Origin of the sequence: Microbacterium sp. (genome assembly GCF_041641055.1) — a bacterium.
Classification (GTDB): Bacteria; Actinomycetota; Actinomycetes; order Actinomycetales; family Microbacteriaceae; genus Microbacterium.
Genome location: NZ_JBEPZB010000003.1, coordinates 119,649 through 132,820, shown reverse-complemented (window position 1 = coordinate 132,820; position 13,172 = coordinate 119,649). Strand labels below are relative to the sequence as shown.

The 13,172-nt window shown below is 69.3% G+C and carries 12 protein-coding genes and 1 tRNA gene; 9 read left to right on the top strand and 4 right to left on the bottom strand.

Translation table 11 applies throughout. From position 1 onward, the window contains the following. Positions 1 to 3 precede the first annotated feature (3 nt). The 4 genes from ACESK8_RS03110 to ACESK8_RS03095 are packed head-to-tail and all read left to right on the top strand — an operon-like array spanning position 4 to position 4,393. Positions 4 to 1,941, top strand: coding sequence for a biotin carboxylase N-terminal domain-containing protein (locus ACESK8_RS03110; RefSeq protein WP_372967210.1), 1,938 nt, complete (start codon positions 4 to 6; stop codon positions 1,939 to 1,941). A 2-nt stretch (positions 1,942 to 1,943) separates the two neighbouring features. Continuing rightward, positions 1,944 to 3,092, top strand: a complete 1,149-nt coding sequence (locus tag ACESK8_RS03105; RefSeq protein WP_372967209.1) for an acyl-CoA dehydrogenase family protein — start codon at positions 1,944 to 1,946, stop codon at positions 3,090 to 3,092. A 9-nt stretch (positions 3,093 to 3,101) separates the two neighbouring features. Next, the gene (locus ACESK8_RS03100) at positions 3,102 to 3,590 is read left to right on the top strand and encodes a MaoC family dehydratase (protein ID WP_372967208.1); all 489 of its coding nucleotides are present in this window, start codon (positions 3,102 to 3,104) and stop codon (positions 3,588 to 3,590) included. Continuing rightward, positions 3,587 to 4,393: a CoA ester lyase gene (locus ACESK8_RS03095; RefSeq protein WP_372967207.1), complete on the top strand. Its 807-nt coding sequence runs from the start codon at positions 3,587 to 3,589 to the stop codon at positions 4,391 to 4,393. The genes ACESK8_RS03100 and ACESK8_RS03095 overlap by 4 nt, the downstream gene beginning before the upstream one ends. A 21-nt stretch (positions 4,394 to 4,414) precedes the next feature. Here the strand turns inward: ACESK8_RS03095 and ACESK8_RS03090 are convergent, their stop codons facing one another. Both ACESK8_RS03090 and ACESK8_RS03085 read right to left on the bottom strand, forming a co-directional pair. Continuing rightward, complete coding sequence (locus ACESK8_RS03090; RefSeq protein ID WP_372967206.1) at positions 4,415 to 5,002, bottom strand: histidine phosphatase family protein; 588 nt, start codon at positions 5,000 to 5,002, stop codon at positions 4,415 to 4,417. Further along, positions 4,999 to 5,838: a Sir2 family NAD-dependent protein deacetylase gene (locus ACESK8_RS03085; protein ID WP_372967205.1), complete on the bottom strand. Its 840-nt coding sequence runs from the start codon at positions 5,836 to 5,838 to the stop codon at positions 4,999 to 5,001. The genes ACESK8_RS03090 and ACESK8_RS03085 overlap by 4 nt, the downstream gene beginning before the upstream one ends. Before the next feature lie 97 nt (positions 5,839 to 5,935). On the opposite strand from ACESK8_RS03085, the gene ACESK8_RS03080 reads away from it, so the two are divergent. After that, positions 5,936 to 6,739 (top strand): TrmH family RNA methyltransferase, encoded by an 804-nt coding sequence (locus tag ACESK8_RS03080; RefSeq protein ID WP_372967204.1) that lies wholly within the window; start codon positions 5,936 to 5,938, stop codon positions 6,737 to 6,739. Between the two features lie 15 nt (positions 6,740 to 6,754). On the opposite strand, the gene ACESK8_RS03075 is transcribed toward ACESK8_RS03080, so the two are convergent. Beyond that, a complete protein-coding gene (locus tag ACESK8_RS03075) occupies positions 6,755 to 7,603 on the bottom strand; it encodes an SGNH/GDSL hydrolase family protein (RefSeq protein WP_372967203.1) in 849 nt (282 codons plus the stop codon). Between the two features lie 148 nt (positions 7,604 to 7,751). Between ACESK8_RS03075 and ACESK8_RS03070 the strand changes: the two genes are divergently transcribed. Both ACESK8_RS03070 and ACESK8_RS03065 read left to right on the top strand, forming a co-directional pair. Next, positions 7,752 to 9,494 (top strand): DEAD/DEAH box helicase, encoded by a 1,743-nt coding sequence (locus ACESK8_RS03070; protein ID WP_372967202.1) that lies wholly within the window; start codon positions 7,752 to 7,754, stop codon positions 9,492 to 9,494. 122 nt (positions 9,495 to 9,616) lie between these two features. Beyond that, positions 9,617 to 10,720 carry a VIT1/CCC1 family protein gene (locus ACESK8_RS03065; RefSeq protein ID WP_372967201.1) on the top strand — a complete coding sequence of 368 codons (1,104 nt, stop codon included), beginning with the start codon at positions 9,617 to 9,619 and terminating at the stop codon, positions 10,718 to 10,720. A gap of 83 nt (positions 10,721 to 10,803) precedes the next feature. On the opposite strand, the gene ACESK8_RS03060 is transcribed toward ACESK8_RS03065, so the two are convergent. Continuing rightward, positions 10,804 to 10,886, bottom strand: a tRNA-Leu gene (locus tag ACESK8_RS03060). 113 nt (positions 10,887 to 10,999) lie between these two features. On the opposite strand from ACESK8_RS03060, the gene ACESK8_RS03055 reads away from it, so the two are divergent. Both ACESK8_RS03055 and ACESK8_RS03050 read left to right on the top strand, forming a co-directional pair. After that, positions 11,000 to 12,295, top strand: coding sequence for a M20/M25/M40 family metallo-hydrolase (locus tag ACESK8_RS03055; RefSeq protein ID WP_372967200.1), 1,296 nt, complete (start codon positions 11,000 to 11,002; stop codon positions 12,293 to 12,295). A gap of 42 nt (positions 12,296 to 12,337) precedes the next feature. Then, positions 12,338 to 13,162, top strand: coding sequence for an undecaprenyl-diphosphate phosphatase (locus ACESK8_RS03050; RefSeq protein WP_060925954.1), 825 nt, complete (start codon positions 12,338 to 12,340; stop codon positions 13,160 to 13,162). The last annotated feature ends 10 nt before the right edge of the window (positions 13,163 to 13,172 follow it).

Genomic DNA, 13,172 nt, shown 5'->3' with positions numbered 1-13,172 from the left:
ACCATGACGACCACGACCACCACCGACGATCTCCGCCGATTCGACACGATCCTGGTCGCCAATCGGGGCGAGATCGCACGACGGATCATCCGCACACTGCGGGCGATGGGCATCCGCAGCATCGCCGTCTACAGCGATGCGGATGCCGGCGCGCCCCATGTCAGAGAGGCGGACGATGCGGTGCGGATCGGCGCGGCACCCGCCGCCGAGTCGTATCTCGACATCGACGCCGTGATCGCCGCGGCACGCGCCACCGGGGCGCAGGCCATCCACCCCGGCTACGGCTTCCTGTCCGAGAGCGTCGGTCTCGCCGAGGCGTGCGCCGAGAGCGACATCGTGTTCATCGGACCCTCGGTGCAGGCCCTGCAGATCATGGGCGACAAGGCCAAGGCGCGCGACCACGTCGTGCGCGCCGGCGTACCCGTGGTGCCTGGTTTCGATGCGCGCGGACTCTCGGATGCCGAGATCGCCGATGAGGCGAGGGCCGTGGGCTTCCCCCTGCTGGTCAAGCCCAGCGCGGGCGGGGGTGGCAAGGGCATGGAGGTCGTCGCCGACGCCTCCGGCCTGGATGCGGCGCTGGCGTCGGCCCGACGGGTGGCGATCTCCGCCTTCGGTGACGACGCCCTGATCCTCGAGCGGCTGATCCGTCGGCCACGACACATCGAGGTGCAGGTCTTCGGCGACGTGCACGGGACGGTGATCGCCCTCGGCGAGCGCGAGTGCACGCTGCAGCGCCGCCACCAGAAGGTCATCGAGGAGGCCCCGTCCGCCGGCATCCCCGAGAGCACCAGAGACCGCCTGCTCGCCGCAGCCGTCCAGGCGGCGGAGAGCGTGTCGTACGTGGGTGCAGGCACGGTGGAGTTCCTGCTCGACGCCGACGCTCCTGACCAGATCTTCTTCATCGAGATGAACACCCGGCTGCAGGTCGAGCACCCCGTCACCGAGGAGGTGACCGGCCTCGACCTCGTCGCGCTGCAGATCCGTGTCGCAGCCGGCGGTCGACTCGATCCGGCGCCGCAGGTGCGCGGGCATGCGATCGAGGCCCGCGTGTACGCGGAGTCCCCGACTCGCGGGTTCCTTCCTTCCACGGGGCGGGTGCTCCTGTTCGATCCTCCCGCGGGGGTGCGGGTGGATGCGGCCGTGGAGACCGGATCCGAGGTGACCGGATTCTACGATCCGATGATCGCCAAGATCATCGCCGTGGCCGAGGACAGGCCCACGGCGCTGCGGCACCTGGACGACGCCCTCGCTCGCACCGTCGTGCTCGGAGTCGACACGAACATCGCCTTCCTCCGTCAGCTCTGCGCCGACGAGCGGGTCGTCGCGGGCGACCTCGACACCGGTCTCATCGAGACCCTGCTGCCCCTGCCCGTGGAGGCGCCGACACCCTCGATGCTCGTCGCGGCACGAGAGCACGTCCGGCATCAGGAGGGGGACGGCCGAACGGCGGAGGAGCGTCGTCTCGCGACACGCGCCGGCGCGGTGTGGAGCAGGCTCGCCCGGGCGACGCTCGCGGACACCTCCTTCCTCACGGATCAGGGTGAGGTGCTGGTCGCGCCGGACACCGACCTGGTGAGTGACCGTGTCGCCGTGGCGACCGACGCCGACGGTGATGTCTGGGTCAGCGAGAGTGGTCGCACCGAGCGCCTCCGGCCGCTGGATCGCCGGGGACGGATGCTGCACCGGCTCTCCGCGCAGGGCGAGCGTGAGAGCTCGCATGGTCCCGAGGCACGCGCGCCGATGCCCGGCAGCGTGGTCGCCGTGCATGTCCGCGACGGCGAGACGGTGACGGCGGGGACTCCGCTGGTCTCGATCGAGGCGATGAAGATGGAGCACCCGGTGCTCGCACCCCACGACGGCGCCGTGCAGCTCACGGTGGCGCTGGGTGACCAGGTGAGGCGCGACCAGACGGTCGCACGGATCTCGACGGAGGAGAAGTGATCATGGAACAGCTGACCGATGAGGAGCGCGAGCTCGCCGCGATGGTGCGGGACTTCGCCGACACGGTGGTCGCACCGCAGTCGTACGAAGCCGACCGCACGCACACCCTGTCGATGGACGTGGTCGCGCAGATGGGGGACCTCGGCCTGTTCGGGCTGCCGTTCCCCGAGGAGTACGGCGGGCAGGGCGGCGACTACATGGCGCTGGGTATCGCGATCGAAGCACTCGGGCGCGTCGACCAGTCGATCGCCATCACGCTCGAGGCCGGCGTGAGTCTCGGCGCCATGCCCGTGTTCCGCTTCGGCACCGAGGAGCAGAAGCGCGAGTACCTGCCAGACCTGCTCGCCGGCCGCGCGCTGGCGGGCTTCGGCCTCACCGAGCCGGAGGCGGGGAGCGACGCCGGAGCGACGAGGACGACAGCCCGACGCGAGGGCGAGGAGTGGGTGATCGACGGCTCGAAGCAGTTCATCACCAACTCCGGAACGCCCATCACCCGGTTCGTCACGGTGACGGCGGTGACCGGGACGGAGAACGGGCGCAAGCAGATCTCGACCATCATCGTCCCCAACGGCACTCCGGGCTTCACGGTCGAGGCGCCGTACGACAAGGTCGGCTGGAACGCCTCCGACACGCATCCACTGACCTTCGACGGCGCTCGCGTTCCGGCAGGGAATCTTCTGGGGGCCGAGGGGAGCGGCTTCCGCAACTTCCTGAGCATCCTCGACGAGGGGCGGATCGCGATCGCCGCGCTGTCGACCGGCGCGGCGGAGGGCTGTCTCGAGGCCGCCGTCGAGTACGCGAAGAGCCGCACCATCTTCGGCAGCGCGCTGAGCACGCGGCAGAACGCCCAGTTCACTCTCGCGAGGATGCGGGCGCGCGTGCACACATCGCGGCTCGCCTGGCATCACGCGGCCCGTCTTCGCGACGCGGGGCGGCCCTTCGCCGAGCAGGCGGCCATCGCCAAGCTCGTCGCCGGGGAGGCGGCGATGGACAACGCCAGGGACGCGACCCAGATCTTCGGGGGCAACGGATTCATGAACGAGTTCCCGGTCGCGCGTCATTACCGCGACTCGAAGATCCTCGAGATCGGCGAGGGCACCACCGAGGTGCAGCTGCTGGTGATCGCTCGCGCCCTGGGTCTCGCCGGGTAGCGTGGCAGCATGAGCGCGCACGACATCGTCCAGCGAGGACTCTACTTCGAGGAGTTCATCCCCGACGCCCGCTACCTGCATCGGCCAGGCCGCACGGCGACCGAGGCGGACAACGTCCTCTTCACCACCCTGACGATGAACACGCAGGCGCTTCACCTCGACGCGGCCTTCGCCGAGGCGCAGGCGCCGTTCCACCGCCGCCTCATCAACTCGATGTGGACGCTGTCGACCATGGTCGGAGCCTCCGTCGCGCAGCTCACCCAGGGCACCCTGGTGGCACAGCTCGGCTTCGGAGACATCACCTTCCCGCATCCGCTGTACGCCGGAGACACCCTCTACACCGAGAGCGTGATCGTCGAGAAGCGGCTGTCATCGTCTCGGCCGGGGCAGGGGATCGTCACGATCGCGCACACGGGTCGGACGCAGGATGACGTCATCGTCGCGACGGCCACCCGGTCGGTGCTCGTGCACTGCCTGCCGAAGGAGAGTGGCGCATGACCTTCGCGCTCGGACCTGCACTGCTGTTCTGCCCCGCCGATCGGCCGGGGCGCTTCCGTGGCGCACTCGAGAAGGCGGACGCCGTCATCCTCGACCTGGAGGACGCGGTGCTCCCCGACGCCAAGGCAGCTGCGAGGGGCAATCTCATCGACGCGGACCTGGATCCGGATCGGGTGATCGTCCGCGTCAACGCCCCGGGCACTCAGGAGTTCGTCTCCGATCTCTCGACTCTCGCGCAGACCGACTTCCGCACCGTCATGGTGGCCAAGACGGAGAGTGCCGAGAGCCTCGCGGCCTTCGACGAGCGGTTCTCGCTCGTCGCGCTCTGCGAGACCGCCCGCGGGATCCACGCCGCGGATCGGATCGCCGCACACCCGCAGATCGTGGCGATGATGTGGGGGGCGGAGGACCTGGTCGCCTCGCTCGGCGGCACCTCGAGCCGCACCTCGGCAGGCGGCTATCGCGACATCGCCCGTTACGCCCGCTCGCGCGTGCTCCTCGAGTCGGGGGCGCACGGCAAGGCGGCCATCGACGCGGTGCACATCGAGATCGAGGACACCGCGGGGCTGCAGGTCGAGGCGGAGGATGCCGCCGCCTCCGGCTTCGCGGCGACGGCCTGCATCCATCCGAGTCAGGTCGCGGTGATCCGGGCTGCCTACGCCCCGGATGCCGCGACCGTCGACTGGGCGCACGCCGTCCTCGCCGCAGCGGAGTCCGAGCGCGGGGTGTTCCGTTTCGAGGGACGCATGGTCGACGAGCCCGTGCTCCGCCACGCGCGCTCGGTGCTCGGTCGCAGTCGCTGAGCCGCCGTCAGAAGCTCCGAGTCAGACCAGGGCGAACTGATCCAGCAGCCGGAGCGTCCCCTGCGACACCTCGAACCGGTGCGCCGACCCGTTGGCGATCTGATCGCCGGGGCGGGGGAGGGTACCACCCGACACGTGGTCGATGAGGGCTCGGATCACCCCTCCGTGCGCCACCACGACCACCGACTCGGCGAGGGGAGTCGAACGGCGTCGGGAGTCGCGGGCGACCGCGTCGAGTGCGCGCAGCGCGCGCTCGGCGACGTCCTCGAGCGTCTCGGCTCCGGGAACGGCAGCTCGCCAACCGCCGTAGGTCGTCATGTACTCCGACACGAGCATCCCCTCGCCCTCGCCGAACTCCCGCTCGCGGACGTCCGGCACGAGTACCGGCGCTCCGAGGCCGAGTTCTGCCGAGATGATCTCCGCGGTCTCGCTCGCCCGCAGGAGCGGGCTCGAGTAGATCGCGTGATGGGTGACTCCCGCGAGGGCAGCCGCGGCGGTCAGGGCGTCGGCTCGACCCGTCTCGTTCAGCGGGATGTCGGTGGAGCCCTGGATGCGGCGGGCGAGGTTCCAGTCGGTCTGGCCGTGGCGGACGAGGGTGATCAGCGTCATGCGAGGAGCTCCTGAAGGGCCGGCAGCACATCGCTGGTGCCTGCGGCGATAGTGACATCGGCCCAGACATCCGCGCGAGTCGGCTCGCGGTTGATGATGATGAGGGGGATGCTGCGTCGTCGGGCGCGCTCCACCAGTCGGACGCCGGAGTTCACGACGAGCGAGGACCCGGCCACGATCATCGCGTCGCTCGCCCTGAGCAGCGACTCGGCCGCCTTGAAGCGGCCCTGGGGCACGTACTCGCCGAAGAAGACGACGTCGGGCTTCAGCATCCCGCCGCACACCGTGCATACGGGGACGATGAAACCCTCGGTGCTCTCGGGCAGTACGTCGCCGTCCGGCGCCAGCGCCACGTTTTCGGGCACCGTAATCCAGGGATTGCGCTCCTCGATCTGCACGGCGATGTCGCGACGGTCGAACACCTGTCCGCAGCGCAGGCACAGGACGCGACGCATCGTGCCATGTACCTCGATCACGTGCGAGCTGCCGGCGCGGAGGTGCAGGCCGTCGACGTTCTGGGTGATGACTCCGCTGACCTGACCGGACGCCTCCATCGCCGCGAGCGACAGATGCCCGGGGTTCGGCTCGGCCTGGGCGAACGCGCGCCAGCCGAGATGGCCACCGACCCAGTAGCGACGTCTTGCCGCCTCATCGCCGAGGTAGCGCTGGATGGTCATGGGATCTGATCGGGTGCGCGCTCCTTCGCCGCGGTAGGCGGGGATCCCCGAGTCGGTCGAGATCCCGGCCCCGGTGAGGAGGGCGATCCGGCGTCCGCGCAGGAGTTCGGCGGTGCGAGCGATGGTGGTCGACAGCTCGACCGGACTCGATGCGCTCACTGGACCTCCCTGAGCGAGTCTACGGCGTGCTCGATGCGGCGGATGCTCGCGGGCGGCGGGAGAAGTCGTGCCAGCGCGCGATGGCAGACTGGGGCTCGTGGACCTGCAGCGCGTGACGACTCCGGATGATCGACGACTCGACGACTACCGGGCGCTCACCGACACCGCGCTGCGGACGGTGAAGGAGCCCGCAGGCGGCCTGTACATCGCCGAGTCGACCAAGGTGATCGCCCGCGCGGTCGCGGCCGGCCATCGGCCGCGCTCAGTTCTCGTGCAGGAGCGACGGGTGGACGACGTCCGAGCGATCGTCGGCGACCTGGACGTGCCGGTGTACATCGTCCCTGACGAGGTGGCCGAGTCCGTCACCGGGTTCGCCGTGCACCGAGGCACCATCGCATCGATGCATCGGCCGCAGCTGCCGACGGTGCGAGAGGTCCTCGAGGGCGCGCGGCTGGTGCTGATCCTCGAGAACGTCGGCGACCACACCAACGTCGGCGCCGCATTCCGCGCGGCCGCAGGCCTCGGCGCTGACGCGGTGCTGGTGTCGCCGGGGGGAGCGGATCCGCTGTATCGGCGCAGCGTTCGCGTGAGCATGGGGACCGTCTTCCAGGTGCCGTGGACACGCATCACGGACTGGGAGTCCGCCATCGCCGATCTGCACGCCGAGGGCTTCGACATCGCAGCCCTCGCTCTGCGCGACGACGCGACCACGCTCGACGCCTATGTCGCCGACCGGCCCGAGCGGGTTGCGATCGTCATGGGAGCAGAGGGCGACGGCCTCTCCCGGGAGGCGATGGAGGGCGCGGACACCATCGTCACGATTCCGATGTACGGGGGCGTCGACTCACTGAACGTCGCCTCCGCGGCGGCGGTCGCTCTCTGGGCGCTCAGCACCAGCTGAGTCGCCCCGCGCTCGTCAGTCGGTCGGCGGGAAGACGACAGGCGACGGCTCAGGACGCTTGGCCACGACATGGTCGCCTGAGGACTGGTGCCGCAGGCGTCGCAGCACCCAGGGGACGAGGTGCTCCCTGGCCCACCCGAGATCCTCGGAGCGGGCCTCGCGCCATGTCCGCAGGGGCAGCGGCTCCGGCTGCATCGACTCGAGGTCGTTGGGCACGTTGAGCGCGCGCAGCGCCATCCTGGCCACCTCGTGATGACCGAGCGAGTTGTAGTGCAGCCGGTCGTCGTCGAAGAAGCGCATGTCCTGCACGACCTTGAGGGCCCACTGGTCGGCGACGACGCAGTCATAGCGCTCGGCGATCGCCCTGACGTTCTCGTTGTAGATCGCGACCTTGCCGCGGAAGGCACGGAAGACAGGGGTGAATCCGGTGTCGATCCCGGTGAAGAGCAGGACCGTGGCGCCCGTCGAGGAGAGGCGCGCGACGGCATCCTCCAGCTGCGACGCGATCGCGTCCGGATCGGTGCCGGGGCGGATGACGTCGTTGCCGCCGGCGCAGATCGAGACGAGGTCCGGATGCAGTGCGACCGCCGGCTCGATCTGATCGCGCACGATCTGCGCGATCAGCTTGCCGCGCACTGCGAGGTTCGCGTACGCGAAGTCGTCGACCTGACGTGAGAGCACCTCGGCGACGCGGTCGGCCCAGCCGCGGTGGCTGCCGGGGCGGGAGGGGTCTGGGTCGCCGATGCCCTCGGTGAACGAATCCCCGATGGCGACGAAGCGCCGCCAGGGGTGCGCGCTCTCGTTGTCCGGGCGTGCACTCGCATCGTCGGAATGCGGGGTCCGGGTCGAATCCTGGTCTGTCATCCGGCTCTCCTTCGCGAACGAGCGCGACGCATCGACGGCGGTCGCGCAGTGACAGAGCCTAGTCGCTCCTGGGCCCGCAGGGCGCAGACGCGCGCGGGTCGTCGTGAGCGTGCGCACAGTGTCTGCGGCACCGTTTATCGTTGAGTCGATGCTTTCTCCGTCCTTCCCGCAACGCGCCCCGTGGGGAACCGCGAACAAGCTGCGCGCCTGGCAGCAGGAGGCGCTCGAACAGTACTTCCAGGCCGACCAGCGCGACTTCCTCGTCGCCGCCACTCCCGGTGCAGGCAAGACGACCTTCGCCCTGACCCTCGCGGTCGAGCTCATGCGCATGGGCGAGATCAACCGGATCATCGTGGTCGCCCCGACCGAGCATCTCAAGACGCAGTGGGCCGACGCGGCGGCGCGCGTGCACATCCGTCTCGACCCTCGCTTCCGCAACAGTCACTGGGCTCCGGCTCGGCACTATCACGGTGCGGTCGTGACGTATGCGCAGGTCGCAGCCAAGTCGTCCGTGCACCGCCATCTGACCGAAGACGCCAAGACCCTGGTGATCCTCGACGAGGTCCACCACGGTGGCGACGCGCTCAGCTGGGGTGACGCGATCCGAGACGCGTACGGGCCGGCGAAACGCCGCCTCCTGCTCTCGGGCACGCCGTTCCGCAGTGACACGGCGCCGATCCCGTTCGTCGAGTACCACCCCGACGAATCCGGTGCCCGCGTCTCCCGCACCGACTACAACTACGGCTACGGGCGAGCGCTGGCAGACGGCGTCGTGCGCCCCGTGCTCTTCCATATGTACGCGGGCAAGATGCGCTGGCGGACGAGCACCGGAGACGAGCTCGAGACGCATCTCGGACAGGACAACACCAAGGACGTCACCTCCCAGGCCTGGCGCACGGCGCTCGACCCCGAGGGGGAGTGGATGCCGGCCGTGCTCTCGGCCGCAGACCGCCGCCTCACCGAGATCCGCCACCACGTGCCGGATGCGGGAGGACTCGTCCTGGCGACCGACCAGACCGTCGCGCGTGCCTATGCCAAGATCCTGCACAGCATCACGGGCCAGCAGCCGACCATCGTGCTCTCCGACGATGCGACGGCCTCGGAGCGGATCGAGAAGTTCAGCGCCAGCGAGGACCGCTGGATGGTGGCCGTCCGAATGGTGTCCGAGGGGGTCGACGTGCCCCGCCTCGCCGTCGGCGTCTATGCCACGTCGTCATCCACTCCGCTCTTCTTCGCCCAGGCCATCGGGCGTTTCGTGCGTGCGCGCCGCCGCGGTGAGGCCGCCAGCGTCTTCCTGCCGCAGGTCCCGGTGCTCATGGGGCTCGCGAACGAGATGGACAAGCAGCGCGACCATGCGCTCGACCGTCAGTCGAAGGACGACGACGGACTCGAGGACTCGCTGCTCGAGTCTGCGAACCGCGAGGACGACGCCTCCGACGCGCTCACGCAGGAGTTCAGCTATCAGGCGCTGTCTTCCGTCGCCCACTTCGACCGCGTGGTGTTCGAGGGGCAGGAGTTCGGCCAGCTCGCCGAGCCTGGCACGCCGGAGGAGGAGGAGTTCATCGGGTTCCCCGGGCTCCTCGAGCCCGAGCACGTGCACGAGCTCCTGATGCAGCGCCAGGCGCGCCAGACGCGGCTTCGCGAGACGCGTGAAGCCGAAGCCGGACCCACCGAGACGACGACGCTGCCGGCGCCGCTGCACCGCACGCTGCGTGAGCAGCGCCAGCTCCTGAACAGCCTCGTCGGACTGTATGCGCGCCAGAAGGGCGAGCCGCACGGTGCCGTGCATGCCGAACTGCGTCGGATCTGCGGCGGGCCAGCGGTGGCGCAGGCGACGGTCACCCAGCTGCAGTCGCGGATCGACGTGCTCCGCAAACGCGTACGCTCCTGACGCTGATCGGGTTCGGAAACCCGAAAAGCTGGCAATACTGCTCCCGATGCGACCGCGGGGTGCGCCCGAAGCTAGCGTGGAACGGTTGCCCCGAGACTGGGGAGAATCGATCAGGAGAAGCCATGACAGCCCCCGCTGCCGCAGAGCCGACCGCCGCAGACCGCCGCCGCTGGGCACGCTATCTCGTCGAGGAGCGCGCCGAAGGTTCGGTATACCAGAAGCTCGCGAACCGTCGTACGGGTGAAGAGCGGGAGATCCTGCTCAGCCTGGCCGACGCCGAGCGACGCCATGAGCAGCACTGGCTCGATCTGCTCGGCGCAGAGCCTGCGAGACTGCCGAGCGCCGGCATCCGCTCCCGGCTCCTCGGCTGGATGGCCGGGCGGTTCGGCTCGATCTTCGTGCTCGCCCTCGCGCAGAGCGCGGAGGCCCGTTCCCCCTATGACGCCGAGCAGTATGCGACCCCGGCCATGCGCGCCGACGAGAAGGTCCACTACGAGGTCGTCCGGGGGCTGGCCGCTCGCGGACGACGACGTCTGTCCGGTTCTTTCCGTGCGGCTGTGTTCGGTGCCAACGACGGACTGGTGAGCAACCTCGCCCTCGTCCTGGGCATCGGAGCCACCGGCGTCAGTTCCGGTTTCGTCCTGTTCAGCGGAATCGCGGGTCTCTTGGCCGGCGCGCTATCGATGGGGGCGGGGGAGTTCGTGTCGGTCCGCTCGCAGCGTGAGCTGCTGGCCGCGACCGAGGCGAACGAGGACGCCGCGGCGTCCGCAGCCGACCTGGACATCGACGAGAACGAGCTCGCGCTCGTGTACCGGGCGCGCGGCATCGATCCGACCGAAGCCCTGGAGCGCGCCAGGAGGATCGTGGCCGCCGCGCGCGCGGGTGTCGAGAAGACCGTGACGGGTCCCGTCCACATCCATGCGCACGCCGGGGACGACCATGAGATCGTCGGCAGCGACTGGACGGCTGCGATCTCGAGCTTCCTGCTGTTCGCCTCCGGGGCGATCGTCCCGGTGCTCCCGTGGATCTTCGGTCTCGACGGTGCGACCGCCGTCGTCGTCGCCCTCGTGCTCGTCGGGATCGCCCTGCTGTCCACCGGTGCGATGGTCGGCATCCTGTCGGGCGGGCCGCCGCTGCGACGTGCCCTGCGTCAGCTCGCGATCGGCTTCGGCGCCGCGGCCATCACCTACGTCCTCGGACTGGTCTTCGGAGTCGGCGCCGTCTGACGAGAACGGTCCGGAGTACAGAGGGTCCGCAGATGCAAGAAGCCCCGGAGCTCCTGAGTGATCAGGAGCTCCGGGGCTGTCTGTGCGCGGAGGGGGACTTGAACCCCCACGCCCTTACGGGCACTACGACCTCAACGTAGCGCGTCTACCATTCCGCCACCCGCGCAGGTGTTGGATGCTCGTTGCCGAACGAAGATTTACATTAGCACGGGGATCACGGCTCCCCGAAACCGACGCCGCCGCCCGGGCGCGCCACGGCGCTTCGATAGCCTGGAGCACATGACTGACCCCTCCCTCCCCGAGGTCGTGCGCATCGCGAGCGATCTGATCCGCTTCGACACCTCCAACTTCGGCGGCGGCAACGCGAAGGGCGAGCGGGAGGCGGCGGAGTACGTCGGCGCGTTCCTGGAGGGGCTGGGACTGAGCGTGGAGTACTACGAGCCGATCCCGCGCCGCACGAACGTGATGGCGCGCGTCCCGGGTCGTGACCCGGAGAAGCCCGCGCTGGTCGTCCACGGGCACCTCGACGTCGTACCGGCAATGGCCGAGGACTGGACCGTCGATCCCTTCGCCGGCATCGTGAAGGACGGGATGCTGTGGGGTCGCGGCGCCGTCGACATGAAGAACATGAACGCGATGATCCTGACCGCCGTCGCCGACATCCTGCGTGCCGGCGAGCAGCCGGAGCGAGACCTCATCCTCGCGTTCTTCGCCGACGAGGAGAACGGCGGAGTCGAGGGCTCGGCGCTCGTCGTCCAGAACCGCCCTGAGTGGTTCGAAGGCGCCACCGAGGCGATCAGCGAGGTCGGCGGCTACTCGATCACCGTCGATGACCGCCGCGCCTATCTGCTCCAGGTGGGGGAGAAGGCGATGATCTGGATCCGTCTCATCGCGAAGGGCCGGGCCGGCCACGGCAGTCGCCTGCACGACGACAACGCCGTCACCAAGTTGGCGGAGGCGGTGGCCGCCATCGGCCGCACCCGCTGGCCACTGCGGCTCACACCGACCACCGAGGCGCTCCTGGCGGGTCTGAGCGACCTCACCGGCAGATCCGTCGACGATCCGGATGCACTCGCCGCGGCCGCCGGTCCCGCCGAGGCATTCCTCCGATCGTCCTTCCGGACGACCACGAACCCCACCGCGCTCACTGCCGGGTACAAGCACAACGTGATCCCGGAGCGGGCTGAGGCGCTGATCGACGTGCGCGTGATTCCAGGCACCGAGGACGACGTCCTGGACGAGCTCCGTCAGATCATCGGGCCGGAGATCGAGATCGAGACCGTCGTCCGCGACATCGGCATGGAGACGCCGTTCGAGGGCGACCTCGTCGAGGCCATGGTCGCGAGCCTGGGGCGACATGACCCCGGCGTGCCGGTGATCCCGTACCTCTTGGGGGCAGGCACCGACAACAAGGCACTGGCCTACCTCGACATCACCGGGTACGGGTTCGCGCCCCTGCGGCTGCCCGCCGACCTCGACTTCACGGGCATGTTCCACGGAGTCGACGAGCGCGTGCCCGTAGAATCGCTTGTCTTCGGTCAGCGGGTGCTGGCCGATCTGCTGCGGACGTACTGAGCTGTCGGCTCCCGTCCGCACCACGAATCAGAAAGCTCCTCCATGCACCTGCTCGAAGCGCTCATCCTCGGCGTCGTCCAAGGCCTCACCGAGTTCCTTCCGATCTCCTCCAGCGCACATCTGCGGATCCTCGGCACCTTCCTGCCCTCGGGCGAGGACCCGGGCGCCGCGTTCACCGCGATCACCCAGATCGGCACGGAGGCCGCAGTCGTGGTGTTCTTCTGGCGTGACATCGTGCGCATCATCGCCCAGTGGTTCCGCTCGCTCGCCGGCAAGGTCCCGCGCAGCGATCCGGATGCGCGCATGGGCTGGATGATCATCATCGGCAGCATCCCGATCGTGGTCCTCGGGCTGCTCTTCCAGGACCAGATCGAAACGGTCTTCCGGTCGCTCTGGATCGTCGCGATCATGCTCATCGTCTTCGGCATCCTGCTCGGCATCGCCGACCATGTCGGCGCGAAGCGTCGCAGGCTCGACCAGCTCACCTACCCGCACGGCATCGCCTACGGCTTCGCCCAGGCGCTCTCGCTGATCCCCGGGGTGTCGCGGTCCGGCGGCACGATCACCATGGGGCTCTTCCTCGGCTACGAGCGCGCCGCCGCCGCGCGCTACGCGTTCCTGCTCGCGATCCCGGCGGTGTTCGGCAGCGGCTTCTACCAGGTCTTCAAGAGCTGGGACCAGCCGTCGTTCTTCTCGTTCGGCGACACGCTCGCGGCCACCGGCATCGCCTTCGTGGTCGCACTCGGGGTCATCGCGTTCTTCATGAACTACATCTCGAAGCGCAGCTTCCTGCCGTTCGTGATCTACCGCATCCTGCTGGGCACCGTGCTGCTGGTGCTGCTGGGCACGGGCGTCATCGCAGCCTGAAACACTCCGG